Origin of the sequence: uncultured Zhongshania sp. (assembly GCF_963975605.1) — a bacterium.
Taxonomy (GTDB): domain Bacteria; phylum Pseudomonadota; class Gammaproteobacteria; order Pseudomonadales; family Spongiibacteraceae; genus Spongiibacter; species Spongiibacter aquimaris.
In genome coordinates this window covers 69,206-83,920 of the sequence record NZ_CAXBHN010000015.1, presented here as the reverse complement: position 1 = coordinate 83,920, position 14,715 = coordinate 69,206, and the positions used below count along the sequence as shown (strand labels likewise).

Sequence of the window (14,715 nt, the reverse complement as noted above, 5' to 3'; positions counted from 1 at the left end):
ATAAAAAACCCGGCGCGAGGCCGGGTTATTTATTTAATGGCGGTGAGGGAGGGATAAATCAAATCAGCCTAGGGGCTGCTTTGACCCTGCGGGCTTCGCCACAGAAAAGCGTGGCTTGTCTAAATTGCTCGTCGCAATTTATCGAACTCTGGCGAGGGTTCTCACCGACCCACACAGCATAAATAAAAAACCCGGCGCGAGGCCGGGTTATTTATTTAATGGCGGTGAGGGAGGGATTCGAACCCTCGAACAGTTTGACCCGTTACACACTTTCCAGGCGTGCTCCTTCAGCCACTCGGACACCTCACCAAAATCGATTACAGTACATTTTTAGATGGTTTAGCGAGCGTCAGGTCGCACACCTGCGTGCTCGTTATCGTCCTTCGGACGCTTTCTCCGGCAACGCCTCCGAAACAGCCACTCGGACACCTCACCAATTCTTAAATATCTTGTCGTTAGCCTTAATTGGTGTTACCAATTAGCGAGCACAAGGTGCTCGTTCCTTCAGCCAATGACTCGCTCTTATCAGAGCTCGGGGCTGCGCCCCGTTGTCGCAAAGCGCCAACGTCCAAGATTGCTACACACTCTTGTCGGACACCTCACCAAAATCGATCACAGTACATTTTTAGATGGTTTAGCGAGCGTCAGGTCGCACACCTGCGTGCTCGTTATGTCATTGCTTCGGGAATCTGCTACAAGCGGTTTACCGATTTTCAAAATGAGGTGTGCACCGCGTTTTGAGGGCGGCTACTCTAACCAAAATCGGTGCTAATGGCAATTGGCCTTTTAATTTGATTCTCTTCTGTTGCGTTATTGTGGTGCGGCTATTTTTTTGGGCTCTTATTTGGTGCGCAAATTCGCGGTAACTTTACTCAGGTACTCGCTTCGGTGGGCAAAATACAGGTGGAACACTTATTGCTTCATGACAGACAAGTATGTTGACCTGCGCGCTCAGCACCGCTAGTCGTATCCAGTTTTCGTCGTAAAAGAAGGAGTTCTATGGTGTATTCTCCGGAAATGGTAACGCTGTTACAGCAGTTGCGGGCGCGCATTTTTGCGGAGTTTGGGACAAAAATTCGGCTTGCGGATCCGCAGCTTCTCCCTAGCTTGGGCGATATTGGCAAACGTAGCCGAGATCCTTTTACGCGTAAAACGGTGGTGGAAATAATGTCCCTTGCCGGCATTCCATTTCAATTGGAGACGGCCACTAAACCTGTCGCGAAGGACATCAACGCTCGGCAAGCGACGGAGGTCACCTATCGGGGAACCAAGATTTACCGCGATAAAGAACTTCCGGCACAGTCCCAGGTCCCCGCCGAGCGCCAGCAAACCCGTCAAATGTATCGTGGCCAGGTAGTGTATAAGTAGTGAAACTTGGTTTTATAGCCGTTGATCGGTAAGCGGCTATCTTTGATTTGTGCAGATCCTTTCCGCGCATACCTTCTTCTCCATAGTATTTAATTCCTCTCTCCGCCGTGCAGCTGTTAGGTCCTTGTCCGAGTAATTGTTCGCGGCGCTGTTAACTTGGTCCCTGACTGCTTATCATTGACGTTTTAGCGAATGAATTGCGACGAGTTATGACGATTAAATGCACAATTGTGCCGGTGACGGCGTACCAGCAGAATTGTTCTGTAATGGTGTGTGAAGAAACTGGCAAGGCGGCTATCTTCGACCCAGGTGGCGACATTGAAAATATTGAAGCGGCGATTGCGGAGTTGGGTGGCACCTTAGAGGTGATTTATCTCACTCACGGGCATATGGATCACTGCGCTGCTGCGGATGTTATGCGCAAAAAATATGGTGTAAAGATTATTGGTCCACAGAAAGAGGATGCTTTCTGGATCGATAAACTGCCGGAATGGTGCAAGATGACGGGGTTTCCGCATGCGGAGGCGTTTACACCTGATCAGTGGCTGGAGGACGAGGACAGCGTTACCTTCGGCAAGCAAACCTTGGCGGTTAAATTTTGCCCAGGCCACACCCCTGGTCACGTAGTATTCTTTCATGAGTCGGCGCGTCTTGCGATCGTTGGCGATGTCTTATTTCAGGGGTCAATTGGTCGCACTGATTTTCCAAAAGGCGATTTTGATACGCTGGTTAATTCCATTCAGAACAAACTTTGGCCCCTGGGAGATGATATTACGTTTATTCCCGGCCACGGCCCCACATCAACGTTTGGTCACGAGCGAGAAACAAATCCCTTTGTCGCCGATCATCGCTTCGGTTGAGGTGTTTATGAGCAATGAGTTAACGCACTTCGATACCAAGGGTAATGCCCAGATGGTGGATGTAACCGAGAAAGCGGTTACCCAGCGCGAGGCACAGGCCAGCGGTATAGTCACCATGGCTCCAGAGACCCTGTCATTAATTGCCGAGGGCGGGCATAAAAAAGGTGATGTCTTAGCCGTTGCTAGAATTGCAGGGATTCAAGGGGCAAAAAAATGTTCAGATTTGATTCCTTTGTGCCATCCTTTGATGTTGTCGTCGGTAAAGGTAGATTTTACCTTGGATACTGCCAATAGCGCGGTGCATATTCTAGCTCGCTGTAAATTGGCTGGACAGACCGGCGTCGAAATGGAGGCCTTGACCGCCGTGTCGGTCGCGGCTTTAACGATTTATGATATGTGCAAGGCGGTGGATAAGGGCATGATCGTGTCGGATATTAAGTTACTGACAAAATCTGGTGGCCGCTCGGGCAATTGGGTCGCGGGCGAATCATCGCAATGATAAAGATTTTGTTTTTTGCTAAATACCGTGAGTTGCTTGGTTTGGGGCAGATGTCGGTGGAGCTTCATTCAACAACCACGGTAGCTGATTTAAAAAGCCGACTCGTGAAAGAGGGGGGCGACCACTGGGCGCAGGCTTTACTGGCCGACAATACCTTATGCGCCGTCAACCAAACCATTGCGCACGACGGTGATGCTATTGCGAATGGTGATGAAGTCGCGTTTTATCCCCCGGTAACGGGAGGCTGATATGCAGAGTCGCGTCCTTATTCACGAAGCAGATTTTGATGTCAGTGACGAGTGCCGAACCCTGGTGAGCAGTAATCGCTGTGGTGCGGTGGCTCAGTTTGTGGGGGTGATGCGGGATTATAATGAGGGCGACGATGTCGTTGCGATGGAGTTAGAGCACTACCCTGGCATGACAGAGCGCAGTATTGAGTCCATTATTGAAAGAGCGAATACACGTTGGCCACTGCTGTCGGTGACCGTCATCCATCGGGTTGGCAAATTGCTGCCTGGCGCCCAGATCGTGTTTGTTGGGGTGGGAGCGATGCATCGTCACGCGGCCTTCGCCGCCTGTGAATTTATTATGGATTACCTTAAGACCGAAGCGCCATTCTGGAAAAAAGAAAAGAAGAGTGATGGCAGTGAGCGCTGGGTGGACGCGCGGGTCTCTGACGCTGAGTCTCTTGCGCGGTGGGCCGAGTAGTCCAATCGGAGTAGCTTTCTAGGCTGAACTTGTCGGTTGCCGGCGTGTATAATTCGCGCCAGTTAAGAGAGTGTAATAACGCTGGCACCGTCGGTGACTTACCACATAATGAGTAAAAAACAGGAAACGCTATGAGCCTAGATCCACGTCAATTCCGAAATGCCCTCGGCCAATTTAGCACCGGTGTTTGTGTCATCACGGCAAACCCTGCAGGCTACAAACCCTTTGGTATGACGGTGAATTCCTTCGCCTCAGTGTCCTTAGACCCCGCTTTGGTATTGTGGAGTTTGCGCAATGATTCCGAGTGCCTTGACGCGTTTAACAAATCCAGGACCTTCACAGTGAATGTGCTGGCGAGTGATCAAGTGGCGATGTCTAATCATTATGCAAAGAAGAGCGAGCACGATTTATTAGACGACCACTATCGCATCGGAAAAAGCGGAGCCCCAGTGCTACGCGGCGCCTTAACGAGCTTTGAATGTGAGACTTGGGCGCATTATGATGGTGGCGACCATATCATTGTGGTCGGTAAAGTAATTGAAATGGATTGCAAGCCTGGTGCCAAACCGTTGGTATTCCACGCGGGCCAATACCGCGAATTACGCTAGTACACTGGAGTCGGGAGGGTAATGAAATATTGCAGTGAGTGCGGCGTAGAAGTCGTCAAACAAATCCCGGCTGGTGATGACCGTCTTCGCTTTGTGTGTCCACAGTGCAAGATTATTCATTATCAAAACCCCAAGGTAGTCGTTGGTTGTTTACCTATTGCTGGGCAGCAGGTTTTACTTTGTCGTCGTGCCATTGAGCCGCGGCTGGGTTATTGGACCATACCCGCTGGGTTTATGGAAAACGGCGAAACCATGCTCGATGGGGCCCTGCGTGAAACTCGAGAAGAAGCTGCCGCTAAAGTTACCGGTGAAACGCTGTATCGCCTGTTTGATATTCCTCATATCAATCAAGTGTATGTTTTTTACCGTGGTGATTTGGATGGCGGCTACGGTATCGGTCCGGAAAGTCTTGAGTCGAGGTTGTTTTCTGAAGATGAGATACCTTGGTCAGAGTTGGCATTTCCGATAGTCACGGATGTGCTGACTGAGTATTTTGAAGATCGAAAGACCGGCGAATTTCCGATCAGAGTAAGCTCCCCGAGTCCCCTGTGGGCAAAGCATGTAGGTTGGAAATCCAAATCAGATGGCGAGCTATAGGCTATCTGGCATTGCTTTTTATCTCTCCGAATTTAATTATGCGCTTTTTGCCAAAGCGCGCTATTGTTATAGGCAGCTGAAGGGTGCTTAAACGTATTTCAAGCCTTATTCTTTAGCTGTCAGCAAAAATAAGGAGATTACATGGATTACGCTTACCACACCGTAGATGTATTCACTCAGGCAGCCTACAGCGGCGCTCAAATATCGGTCTTTCCTCACGCAGTTGGCTTAGACGAGTGCCAAATGCAGCTTATTGCGAAAGAAATGAATCACCCCGAAACCGTATTTATCTTTCCCGGCGGCAGTGATGTCGCTGCCGAGTTGCGTGTTTTTTCACCCTCTGGGGAGCGCACCGTTGGCAGTCATAGTGTTGTCGCAGCGGCGCGCACTTTAGTTCACAGCAACGCCTTACCCGTTGGCGAACGTGATTGTGTCGTGCATTTTTCGCAAGGGCCGAAGATTTTTGACGTGGTACTTTCCCAAAAAGACGGTCGTTTACTTACCCAGCTATCGATGTCAGTCATTCCGCAAATTGATCGCTACGTGCCAGATAATAATGAGCTTCAGCAAGTTTTGGGTTTGGGGCCCAATGATATTGAAACTCTTAAGGCGAAAACCCTCTTCGTCAGTTGTGATACACCGTATTTGATCGTGCCTTTGCGCTCGATGGATGCAGTGTACCGGGCTCGTTTTAGCCTAGAGGCCTGGTCGCGCAGCAGCGCATCCTCCGTGGCTGTGAATGAAATTCTTGTGTACTGCAGTGAAACCGAATCAATGCAAACTGACTTCCATCTGCGAATTCTTGGCGAGCACATCGCACATGACGACAGTCCGCCGGTTGGCGCGGCGATTCCCGCGTTTGTTGCCAGTTTATGTGACACACGGGGTTTGGCAGACGGTACTCACACATTTTGGTTAGAGCGCGGCCATAAAGCCAAGCGACAGAGTGTATTGCAGGTTGAATTTGTTAAAAAAGCGACCGCTTCCCTAAAAGTCCGCATCGGCGGCGATGCTGTTTTAGTCGCGCAGGGCAGCATAGTCGCTCCGAGTACAAAGCCCCTTAAAGCTGCTTAAGCTTGTATGCCTTCAGCCCCTTCGCGAGCTGAAGGTGTGTTCTCTGCTATCTCAATTTGACGTCAGACTTCGGTATACTGTGCTGTCGATAGCGGACAAACTTGCCGCTTTGCAAATACTTCAATTCTTACGATAAGGCTTAATCATTTTTCATGGATACTCCGCTTTTAGTATTGGTCGCTGGCATTGCCTTTGTCGGTTTATGTCTTGGCGCAGTGATCGCAACGGTGCTGTCGCGGCGTAGCAATGCGATCCAGATTCGCATGCTTGAAGAAAATATGGGGGCGCAGCAGTTTGCGCTTGATGAACAAGCTGCAAAGCTTGCCGGTGCAATATCGCAGCGAGACGGCGCCAAAGGGCTGGTAGTGGAGCACGCGCAGGAACTTGCCGTTGTTAAGGAGCGTTTGCTTATGCAAAACCAAACGCTCTCAGAAACTCAAGCCTCACTAGCTAGCTCGGAACAAAAAAACAGGGAGCTAAATGACGCCCTAGCGAGACAGGAAAGCGCATATACCCACTTACAAACATCAACCGCAGAGCAGATCGCCTTGCTCAGCGATGCCAAAAAGCAATTAACTGAACAATTTGAGCAACTCGCTAACCGCATTTTTGATGAAAAGAGTCAGCGCTTTCAGGTGCACAGTCGCGACGCCTTGGAATTACAGTTAAAGCCATTTAGAGATCAGCTAAAAGAGTTTCGCGGCCGGGTTGATCATATTTACGACAACGAGAATCGCGAGCGGGGTGAGCTGAAGGAGCAGCTCAAAAATCTACAGGAAATGAACAGTAGCATTAGTAAAGAGGCGCAAAATTTAACCCGCGCGTTGAAGGGGGACAATAAGGCGCAGGGAAACTGGGGAGAGGTAATCTTAGAGCGTGTGCTCGAAGAGTCAGGGCTACGCAAAGGCCATGAATACGAAACACAGGTCAGCTTTACTGACGACAGCGGCCGTCGCCGGCAGCCTGATGTAATCGTTCGCTTGCCCGATGACAAAGACATCGTCATTGATGCCAAGGTGTCGTTGATCGCCTACGAGCGATATTGCAGCAGCGATGACGAGGTTGAGCGCCAGGCTTTTTTGCGAGAACACGCGCAATCCGTTAAAGCGCATATCAACGGTTTAAGCACCAAGGGTTACGAACATATAGAAGGCCTTCGCACGCTAGATTTTGTTTTTATTTTTATTCCGGTCGAAGCTGCGTTTATGGCGGCGTTTGAGCATGATCCAGAATTGTTCCGCAATGCGTATGAGAAAAACATTATTGTGGTCGGTCCAACCACCTTACTCGCTACCCTGCGGACGGTGCAGAGTATCTGGCGCTACGAAAGACAAAATCAAAACGCCGAGGAAATTGCGCGCCAAGCGGGCGCTTTGCACGACCAGTTTGCCCTTGTTGTGCAATCATTAGAGGATGTGGGTAAACACTTGGACCGTGGCCGTGACGCCTATGAAAAAACCCTCAATAGAATGACGCTAGGTAAGGGTAATTTGGTGTCGCGGGTGAGCCGGCTTGAAGCCTTGGGGGCGAAGGTCAAGAAAAGTTTACCGTCTTCACTAATCGATAGAGCCGAGATTGACGGTGTTGATTTTGATCAAAGCGACGATAATTAATAGCTAAAAGGAGTATTTTTGTGGCATTACCTAAAATCGGAAACAATGCGCCAGCTTTTTCATTAAAAGATCAGGACGGCAACACTGTTAGCCTAAAAGATTTTAAGGGCAGTAAAAATGTTGTTCTATATTTTTATCCAAGAGCGAAAACACCTGGTTGCACTGTGCAAGCGTGTGGGATTCGTGACAGTAAAAAGGCTTTCGATAAGGCGGACACCGTCGTATTGGGCGTCAGTCCTGATTCTGTTACTAAACTGAAAAAGTTTGAAGAAAACCCGAAAAAAGAAGAGGGACCTTTAAATTTTACCCTGCTCTCCGATGAAGACCATAGCATCGCCGATAAATACGGCGCTTGGGGCCCGAAAAAATTTATGGGCAAGGAGTTCGACGGTATTCTGCGCAGTACCTTTATCATTGGTAAAGACGGCAAGCTCAAACACATCATGGCCAAAGTGAATACTAAGACCCATCATGATGATGTATTAAAACTTATCGGTGAACTGGGCTTGGCGGACTAAATTTTTGTTGAGCTAACATCTAGCTGCTGGCATCTGACTCATCGTGAGCAGATGCCACTTTGTTCAATTTATACTTATCTAAATCTTTCCTGACCATATCTAAGCATAGCTTGAGAACGACGGCGTCATCTAGAAACCCTGCAATCGGAATGATGTCCGGCACGGCGTCGAGGGGCATTAAAATATACAGTAATGCTGTTACTACAGAGCCAATCGACCACCAAGGAATCTCTCGGTAGCTGCCTTTTACATAGTCTTGAAGCAAATTAAACAGGGTTTTCACGTGGCTTAAATAAGGCGTAAGTGATGCGTTGTTAAGCACTTTATTCATTATGCGCTGGCGATTACTTAAGGCGAGATCAATTTTGGAATCGGAAACCTCGGCAGCACCGTCATCAAGAATTTTCTGAGCGCGTTTTTTTGAGAATACTTGCATCATAGTTTTCTCACTCATTAATTCTGTTTGATTCTACGTGCTCGAATGCTCGGGGTAAATGCCGGCCCAAGGGGCCGGTAGAGGGAGAGAGTTATTTAGCGCGCCTTGATTTCAGCGAATATACTGCCGTTTCAGTTCTGATTTCAGTACTTTACCCGCTGCATTGCGAGGCATTTCATCGGTTCGAATCCATACCTGGTTGGGTATTTTGTACGCGGCAAGCTTGTCGCTGAGATACGCATTAATTTCCGTGGCGTTAATTTCGCTATTCGCACGGACACGAATTACTGCACCGGGGGTCTCCCCCAAGCGCTCATCGGGTACGGCAATAATCACAGCCTCGGCAATGCTCGGATGTAAACTTAGGCAGGCTTCAATCTCAGCCGGATAGATATTTTCGCCACCGCGAATAATAAGATCCTTGGCGCGATCTACAAGGTAGACAAAATTTTCTTCGTCTAGGTAGCCGATGTCACCCGTGGCCATCCATTTACCATCGAAGGTGGCTTTGTCAGCGTCGGGTTTATTCCAGTAGTGTTGAATATTACAGATAGATTTTAACCAAATCTCACCGGTTTCATTTTTAGCAAGTACTTGACCATTTTCGTCACGGGTCTGCCACTCCACTAATGGAGATAAGGTGCCGGCGCTGGATGACTTGTAAAAATAGGCCTCGCCAGTACAGCTCGCACAAATAGCGTTACTTTCAGTCATGCCGTAGCCGGTGCCGACATAGGCATTATCAAGCGTTGCTTCGATCGTGTCCTTGAAGGAAGGTGGGCAGGCAGAGCCGCCGCCACCGAGTGAAAACAAGCTGCTAGTATCACTACTTGCAAAGTCCGGATGACGAAGCAGGTCGAGCACCATTGACGGTGCAGCGCTAAATATAGTGACGCGTTCCGCGCTGATTAATTTAAGTGCCTCCGCCGGAGACCACTTATACATCATGACCGTTTTTCTGCCACCGCGAAGATTGAGCAAAAATGCTGCGTAACAACCGGATACATGAAACAGCGGAACACTTAGCAAAGTGCACGGTGCAAAACCGCCAGCAAACATTTTTTCGATTGCGCTGGGGTTTGCCATTGCGGAGCACGTGGCGTGAAACTCAAAACTATACATCGCTTGGCAGATGTTCTGGTGACTGGATACGGCACCCTTTGGACGGCCGGTGGTGCCCGAGGTGTACATGATTTGTGCAATGTCGTCAGGGTTAATAGCTACCATTGGTAGCGGGCGGCCGCTATTTTTAGCAAGGATATCCTCTAGATACTGTACACCTTGTTCATCGCGTGACTCTTCTCTAGCAACAATCGCTTTGCAATCCAAGCTGCTTAGTAGCGGTTTAACTAGCTGTAAGCGTGGTAGGTCACAGATGACGTACTTTGCCCCAGAGTCTTCGAGGCCGTAGCACAGTTCGTCAGAGCTGCCCCATGAATTTAAGGGCACAACGATCGCGCCAATGGAAATAATGGCGGTGTAGGCAATCATCCATTCTGGGTAATTTCGCATCGCGATGGCGATACGGTCGCCTTTGAGTAAAGATTCATTGTTTAGCAGGTGGTGGCCGAGGGCGTCTACTTTCTCGAAGAACTGCTTGAAGCTCATGCGCTCCTGTTGGTAAACCAAGAACTCTTGATCACCGTGATTGCGGCCAACGTCAATTAATTCGCGCATATTTGATGGTGCATTTTTATAAAGCCGAAACGCGTTGTCCCCGTCCTGCAAAATTTCAAACGGCGCACCGGTTTGGCAGAGCTGCGCTGTGCATGCGTCTAGCCGCGAAGATATATTGCTCATAGTAAAATTACTGGCCTTATTTTTTTTCAAACATATTATGAGTGAAGCTTAATGTCGAGGGGATGGGCGCGTTGATGGTCTCCATAATGCGTTCGTATTCGGTGTGACAAATGCGCCACTCGCCCTCGCTATAACGATAGTGATCCGTGTAGATGGCGGTGCCGAACAGCATCCAGTTCTGCTCTTTATTAAAAACTAAATCCTGTAGATACCATTTCCCGCTGGCAGTGCTGCCATCAATAATGTCTATTTCTGGATGATGGCAATTGTGCATTGTCAAAACTTGGGGTGAGTCCATATGACCTTTTAGGCCGCTGACCAGTTGCTTGCGGTCGTCAAAGCTATATTTTCCACCATCGTAGCGTGCGCTGCAGTCTTCGGTAAGTGTGCTTTCCAGTAGCGCCCAGTCATGGGTGTCTACGGCGCGTAAGTAGGTGTACTTCAGCTTCTTTATCGCTTCTATGGCGACTAGAGTTTCAAGGGAGTTTTGGCTCATAGGGAATTGTCCTTTGTTATGCTTGGCAGGCGCTTATTCTTTTGTATACGTCAGCAAAGTGGCGACAGAGTCTCGCTTGTGGCCGATACATGTCAATTTGATGGGCAAGTTTAGAGCGAACAAGAGATTTGATACATGATCTGAATGGGTGAAGCGAAATGAATGGCAATGCGGCACAAATTATTGAACCTTAAGCTGTATATTGACGACGATATCTGCCAGAAAGTAATGAAATCGAGGAGGTGATTTCCACTATCGATATCGATTTTTGCTAAGCTGTGCGCGATTTTACTATTCGGAGTATTTTGGATGCGCATTATTACTGCCAATACCAACGGTATTCGCTCGGCGGGGCGTAAAGGCTTTTTTGAGTGGCTGGCGAAGCAAGATGCCGATGTGGTTTGTATTCAGGAAACCAAGGCGCAGCGAGATCAACTAGAAGAGTCCTTATATCATCCTGAGGGCTATACCACGATGTATAGCGATGCGATCAAGAAAGGCTATAGCGGCACGGCGATGTACTGTAAGAAACCGCCGAATAGTTTCACGACTTCTTTAGGATGGGACCCTGCAGATAGCGAGGGTCGCTATATAAGGGCTGATTACGACAATATTAGTGTGATATCGATGTATTTGCCCTCAGGCTCGAGCGGTGATGAGGCACAGGCAAAAAAAGATGCTTTCCTAGATAAAATTTACCCGCATTTCCTTGAGCTGAAAGCGACGGGGCGCGAACTGGTGATTTGCGCTGATTGGAATATCTGTCACAAGGAGATAGATATCAAAAACTGGAAAGGTAATATGAAAAACTCCGGCTTCCTTCCCCATGAGCGCGCATGGTTAGATAAGGTGTATGAGGAGGGTGGCTTTGTAGACGCATTCCGCGAGATCAACCAAGAGGCTGTTTACACTTGGTGGTCGAACCGCGGGCAGGCGTATGCCAACAATGTGGGGTGGCGCTTGGATTACCACGTAATCACCCCCGGCTTGGTGCCCGCGATACGCAGTGCGGACGTTTATAACGACGAGCGTTTCTCCGACCACGCACCCTTTACCATGGATTATGATTACTCGCTTTGAGATTGGCCCTTGTGTACTATTGCAGGCTGATTTTAAGTCTGCGGCTGCTGTAGCGCAGGGTCATTTATTTGAATGTTATCTAAGGATATGTAATGAGCTTTTTCATTTCTGAAGCGCAAGCCCAAACCGCCGGCGCGGGCGCACCTCCGGGTGGCGAAATGTTCCAGATTGGTTTTCTGGTACTGATGTTTGCCCTGTTTTATTTCATCGCTATTCGTCCCCAGCGCAAGCGCCAAAAAGAGCATGCGGCCATGGTCGCGGCCCTAGCCAGGGGTGATGAGGTTGTGACAACCAGCGGTATTTTAGGCAAAGTAAATAAGCTCGATGATGCCTACGTGGTTGTTGGCGTGACGGATAATGTGGAACTAAAGTTTCAGCGTTCGTCAATCCACGCTGTATTGCCAAAAGGGACGTTAAAAGCAATTTAAAACAGGGGTTGCGCGCTTCGCCGCATAGCGGAGCGCATATCTTTGGCGAGTGACACATGTCTAATAATGTTAAAAAACCACATGTTTCTGCACAAACTATCGTTGGACACATTCCGCCCCGACTCAAGCTAGCTCAACTTCCTACGCCTCTGCAGCCTTTGGACCGTTTGAGTCAACAACTTGGCGGGCCGAGAATATGGATTAAACGGGACGATTTAACCGGCAGTGTATTGTCGGGTAATAAAGTGCGTAAATTAGAGTTTAATTTGGCACAGGCCTTGGCTGAGGGCTGCGATACCATCATCACCTGTGGTGGCTTGCAGTCGAACCACTGCCGCGCAACGGCCTTATTGTGTGCCCAGCTTGGTTTGCAATGCCATCTCGTCTTGCGTGGCGCTGAAGTAGATATTCCCGACGGCAATCTCTTGCTCGATCGTCTGGCTGGTGCTCATATCAGCTATTTCCAGGCCGCGCAGTATCAACGCGAGCTCGATGATATTCTGGCCGGCATTCAAACAAGCTACCGCGATCAAAATAAAAAAGCGTTTATCATCCCAACCGGCGCTTCTGACGCAATCGGTGTGTGGGGATACGTCGAGGCGTGTGCGGAACTCAAACAAGACTTTATTCACCATAATATATCTCCCAAGCATATTATCTGTGCGACAGGATCCGGTGGGACACAGGCCGGCTTGACTGCCGGTGTTCATCGTTACGGTGTTAATGCTCAGGTTTGGGGGGTGAATGTGTGTGACGATGAGGCTTGGTTCATTAAAAAAGTGAACCGCGACCTCAGCGATTGGATGCAGCGCTATCAAACTGGCACAGACCTTGAATCACTTTCAGTGAAGGTAATTGATGGTTACGTCGGTGCTGGCTATGCCCTGGCGGGAAAACACATTTTTGATTGCATCGCTGAGGTTGCCAGCAGCGAAGGGATCATTTTAGACCCGGTGTACACCGCTAAAGCCTTCTACGGCATGCTCGATCAATTAAAAAAGGGCCGATTTGGCGATTCCGGCGATATTGTCTTCATCCATACCGGTGGGGTGTTCGGCATGTTTCCGCAGCGCGAACAATTTGAATTTTAAGGCCTTGGGTGATCGTGGTGATGTTCGCTGACTTTAGATCAATTGCCCTAGTTTGGACTGCATTGCTAATGAAGGCTGGAATATAAAACAGCAGGCCTAGTCAGCTGCTTAAATCGCGCAATATCTATATAAAAAGCATGGAAAGGGGCTTTGCATGGAATATGTATCCACGTTTGTGAATACCATAAACGGTATTGTTTGGGGCCCGTTGATGCTGGTACTCATACTCGGGACCGGAGCCTATCTAATGCTCGGGCTAAAGCTTATGCCTTTGCTCAATATTGGCACGGCGTTTCGGCTGATGATGAAAGGCCGCAAATCCGGTAACGATGAAGGCGAGATTAGTCCATTTCAAGCGCTAATGACCTCGCTCAGCGCCACCATTGGCACCGGTAACATTGCCGGTGTCGCCACGGCAATTGCACTGGGTGGGCCGGGTGCACTGTTCTGGATGTGGTGCACCGCGCTGGTCGGTATGGCCACCAAATACGCAGAAGCGGTATGCGCAGTTCATTATCGCGAACAAGACGCCGAGGGCAACTTTAGCGGCGGCCCTATGTATTACATCAAAAATGGACTTAGTCCTAAGTGGCGCTGGTTGGGTGCATGTTTTGCCCTGTTTGGTGCGATGGCGGGTTTCGGAATCGGTAATACGGTGCAAGCAAACTCGGTTGCTGATGCCATGCAAGGCGCATTTGGTGTGCCGGTTTGGTTGAGTGCGCTAGTGATGTTTGTCGGTGTCGCGTCGGTTATTTTAGGAGGCGTAAAGAGGGTGGCTAATGTCGCCGGATTTTTAGTGCCCTTTATGGCAGTAACGTATCTCTTGCTGGGCGTTGCTATTCTATTAATGAATTTGAGTGCCTTACCGGCGGTAATTAGTCTCGTGCTTGATTCTGCATTTAATGGTACGGCGGCCGTGGGCGGCTTTGCCGGCGCAGGTGTGGCCGCGGCAATCCGCTTTGGTGTCGCGCGGGGTATTTTTTCTAATGAAGCTGGCTTGGGCAGTGCGCCGATTGCTCACGCCGCGGCAAAAACAAATAGTCCGGTGCGCCAGGGTATGATCGCGATGCTCGGCACCTTCATCGATACTATTTTGGTGTGTTCGGTAACGGGCTTTGTCATTCTGCTATCAGGTGCATGGCAGACTGGAGAGAGCGGTGCCGCTTTGTCTACCGTCGCGTTTGAATCACTGATTCCTGGCGGGCATTATATTGTGGCTTTGGGGCTGGCGATATTTGCTTTTACGACCATGCTCGGTTGGTCTTATTACAGCGAGCGCTGTGTGGTGTATTTTTTTGGTCCCAGCGGTGTCATGCCGTTTCGGGTAGCTTGGGTGCTTGCTATTCCACTAGGCGCAATGGCCAATTTGGGGTTTATCTGGTTGCTAGCGGATACCTTGAATGCCTTGATGGCAATTCCTAATCTGATCGCCTTAATCTTGTTAAGTCCGGTGGTTTTTAAATTGACGAAAGGCGAATTGGCGCTGGTAAAATCTTCGTCTTAGCTAATCTGTGTATCGGCCCCTAAACCGGGGCCGGA

17 protein-coding genes and 1 tRNA gene are annotated in these 14,715 nt (G+C 49.2%); 14 read left to right on the top strand and 4 right to left on the bottom strand.

The window, feature by feature from the left end:
• Nucleotides 1–219 precede the first annotated feature (219 nt).
• Nucleotides 220–309, bottom strand: a tRNA-Ser gene (locus AAC007_RS12950).
• A 690-nt stretch (nt 310–999) separates the two neighbouring features.
• On the opposite strand from AAC007_RS12950, the gene AAC007_RS12945 reads away from it, so the two are divergent.
• The 10 genes from AAC007_RS12945 to bcp all read left to right on the top strand — a co-directional run bounded on the left by AAC007_RS12945 (nt 1,000) and on the right by bcp (nt 7,845).
• Entirely contained in the window at nt 1,000–1,368 is a 369-nt protein-coding gene (locus AAC007_RS12945; RefSeq protein WP_219043790.1) for a hypothetical protein, read from the top strand.
• A 209-nt stretch (nt 1,369–1,577) separates the two neighbouring features.
• Nucleotides 1,578–2,228: an MBL fold metallo-hydrolase gene (locus AAC007_RS12940; protein ID WP_295872204.1), complete on the top strand. Its 651-nt coding sequence runs from the start codon at nt 1,578–1,580 to the stop codon at nt 2,226–2,228.
• Between the two features lie 7 nt (nt 2,229–2,235).
• Nucleotides 2,236–2,727, top strand: a complete 492-nt coding sequence (gene moaC, locus AAC007_RS12935; protein ID WP_339677347.1) for a cyclic pyranopterin monophosphate synthase MoaC — start codon at nt 2,236–2,238, stop codon at nt 2,725–2,727.
• Nucleotides 2,724–2,975 (top strand): molybdopterin converting factor subunit 1, encoded by a 252-nt coding sequence (gene moaD, locus AAC007_RS12930; RefSeq protein WP_295872199.1) that lies wholly within the window; start codon nt 2,724–2,726, stop codon nt 2,973–2,975. Before moaC ends, moaD begins: the two co-directional genes overlap by 4 nt.
• A 1-nt stretch (nt 2,976) precedes the next feature.
• Entirely contained in the window at nt 2,977–3,435 is a 459-nt protein-coding gene (gene moaE / locus AAC007_RS12925) for a molybdopterin synthase catalytic subunit MoaE (RefSeq protein ID WP_295872197.1), read from the top strand.
• Nucleotides 3,436–3,566: 131 nt separating this feature from the next.
• Nucleotides 3,567–4,043, top strand: a complete 477-nt coding sequence (locus AAC007_RS12920; RefSeq protein ID WP_295872195.1) for a flavin reductase family protein — start codon at nt 3,567–3,569, stop codon at nt 4,041–4,043.
• A gap of 21 nt (nt 4,044–4,064) precedes the next feature.
• Complete coding sequence (locus tag AAC007_RS12915) at nt 4,065–4,640, top strand: NUDIX hydrolase (protein ID WP_339677344.1); 576 nt, start codon at nt 4,065–4,067, stop codon at nt 4,638–4,640.
• 141 nt (nt 4,641–4,781) lie between these two features.
• Entirely contained in the window at nt 4,782–5,714 is a 933-nt protein-coding gene (locus AAC007_RS12910; protein WP_339677342.1) for a PhzF family phenazine biosynthesis isomerase, read from the top strand.
• 152 nt (nt 5,715–5,866) lie between these two features.
• On the top strand, nt 5,867–7,327 hold the full coding sequence (gene rmuC / locus AAC007_RS12905; protein ID WP_339677340.1) for a DNA recombination protein RmuC: 1,461 nt from the start codon (nt 5,867–5,869) through the stop codon (nt 7,325–7,327).
• A 20-nt stretch (nt 7,328–7,347) separates the two neighbouring features.
• A complete protein-coding gene (gene bcp, locus AAC007_RS12900) occupies nt 7,348–7,845 on the top strand; it encodes a thioredoxin-dependent thiol peroxidase (RefSeq protein WP_296435642.1) in 498 nt (165 codons plus the stop codon).
• 19 nt (nt 7,846–7,864) lie between these two features.
• Here bcp and AAC007_RS12895 read toward each other — a convergent pair whose 3' ends face one another.
• The 3 genes from AAC007_RS12895 to AAC007_RS12885 form a co-directional block, all read right to left on the bottom strand.
• Nucleotides 7,865–8,299, bottom strand: coding sequence for a YkvA family protein (locus AAC007_RS12895; RefSeq protein ID WP_339677338.1), 435 nt, complete (start codon nt 8,297–8,299; stop codon nt 7,865–7,867).
• 93 nt (nt 8,300–8,392) lie between these two features.
• Complete coding sequence (locus AAC007_RS12890) at nt 8,393–10,081, bottom strand: class I adenylate-forming enzyme family protein (protein ID WP_339677337.1); 1,689 nt, start codon at nt 10,079–10,081, stop codon at nt 8,393–8,395.
• A gap of 16 nt (nt 10,082–10,097) precedes the next feature.
• A complete protein-coding gene (locus AAC007_RS12885) occupies nt 10,098–10,577 on the bottom strand; it encodes a nuclear transport factor 2 family protein (RefSeq protein WP_339677335.1) in 480 nt (159 codons plus the stop codon).
• Between the two features lie 309 nt (nt 10,578–10,886).
• On the opposite strand from AAC007_RS12885, the gene AAC007_RS12880 reads away from it, so the two are divergent.
• The 4 genes from AAC007_RS12880 to AAC007_RS12865 all read left to right on the top strand — a co-directional run bounded on the left by AAC007_RS12880 (nt 10,887) and on the right by AAC007_RS12865 (nt 14,680).
• Complete coding sequence (locus AAC007_RS12880; protein WP_339677333.1) at nt 10,887–11,657, top strand: exodeoxyribonuclease III; 771 nt, start codon at nt 10,887–10,889, stop codon at nt 11,655–11,657.
• 92 nt (nt 11,658–11,749) lie between these two features.
• Nucleotides 11,750–12,085, top strand: coding sequence for a preprotein translocase subunit YajC (gene yajC, locus AAC007_RS12875; RefSeq protein WP_339677331.1), 336 nt, complete (start codon nt 11,750–11,752; stop codon nt 12,083–12,085).
• A 56-nt stretch (nt 12,086–12,141) separates the two neighbouring features.
• A complete protein-coding gene (locus tag AAC007_RS12870; protein ID WP_339677329.1) occupies nt 12,142–13,176 on the top strand; it encodes a D-cysteine desulfhydrase family protein in 1,035 nt (344 codons plus the stop codon).
• A gap of 154 nt (nt 13,177–13,330) precedes the next feature.
• The gene (locus AAC007_RS12865) at nt 13,331–14,680 is read left to right on the top strand and encodes a sodium:alanine symporter family protein (protein WP_339677328.1); all 1,350 of its coding nucleotides are present in this window, start codon (nt 13,331–13,333) and stop codon (nt 14,678–14,680) included.
• Nucleotides 14,681–14,715: the final 35 nt, after the last annotated feature.

What these genes read in the sequence shown, in the direction of transcription:
- AAC007_RS12945 (WP_219043790.1), top strand. Translation starts at nt 1,000, where the DNA reads ATGGTGTATTCTCCGGAAATGGTAACGCTGTTACAGCAGTTGCGGGCG.
- AAC007_RS12940 (WP_295872204.1), top strand. Translation starts at nt 1,578, where the DNA reads ATGACGATTAAATGCACAATTGTGCCGGTGACGGCGTACCAGCAGAAT.
- moaC (WP_339677347.1), top strand. Translation starts at nt 2,236, where the DNA reads ATGAGCAATGAGTTAACGCACTTCGATACCAAGGGTAATGCCCAGATG.
- moaD (WP_295872199.1), top strand. Translation starts at nt 2,724, where the DNA reads ATGATAAAGATTTTGTTTTTTGCTAAATACCGTGAGTTGCTTGGTTTG.
- moaE (WP_295872197.1), top strand. Translation starts at nt 2,977, where the DNA reads ATGCAGAGTCGCGTCCTTATTCACGAAGCAGATTTTGATGTCAGTGAC.
- AAC007_RS12920 (WP_295872195.1), top strand. Translation starts at nt 3,567, where the DNA reads ATGAGCCTAGATCCACGTCAATTCCGAAATGCCCTCGGCCAATTTAGC.
- AAC007_RS12915 (WP_339677344.1), top strand. Translation starts at nt 4,065, where the DNA reads ATGAAATATTGCAGTGAGTGCGGCGTAGAAGTCGTCAAACAAATCCCG.
- AAC007_RS12910 (WP_339677342.1), top strand. Translation starts at nt 4,782, where the DNA reads ATGGATTACGCTTACCACACCGTAGATGTATTCACTCAGGCAGCCTAC.
- rmuC (WP_339677340.1), top strand. Translation starts at nt 5,867, where the DNA reads ATGGATACTCCGCTTTTAGTATTGGTCGCTGGCATTGCCTTTGTCGGT.
- AAC007_RS12895 (WP_339677338.1), bottom strand. Translation starts at nt 8,299, where the DNA reads ATGAGTGAGAAAACTATGATGCAAGTATTCTCAAAAAAACGCGCTCAG.
- AAC007_RS12890 (WP_339677337.1), bottom strand. Translation starts at nt 10,081, where the DNA reads ATGAGCAATATATCTTCGCGGCTAGACGCATGCACAGCGCAGCTCTGC.
- AAC007_RS12885 (WP_339677335.1), bottom strand. Translation starts at nt 10,577, where the DNA reads ATGAGCCAAAACTCCCTTGAAACTCTAGTCGCCATAGAAGCGATAAAG.
- AAC007_RS12880 (WP_339677333.1), top strand. Translation starts at nt 10,887, where the DNA reads ATGCGCATTATTACTGCCAATACCAACGGTATTCGCTCGGCGGGGCGT.
- yajC (WP_339677331.1), top strand. Translation starts at nt 11,750, where the DNA reads ATGAGCTTTTTCATTTCTGAAGCGCAAGCCCAAACCGCCGGCGCGGGC.
- AAC007_RS12870 (WP_339677329.1), top strand. Translation starts at nt 12,142, where the DNA reads ATGTCTAATAATGTTAAAAAACCACATGTTTCTGCACAAACTATCGTT.
- AAC007_RS12865 (WP_339677328.1), top strand. Translation starts at nt 13,331, where the DNA reads ATGGAATATGTATCCACGTTTGTGAATACCATAAACGGTATTGTTTGG.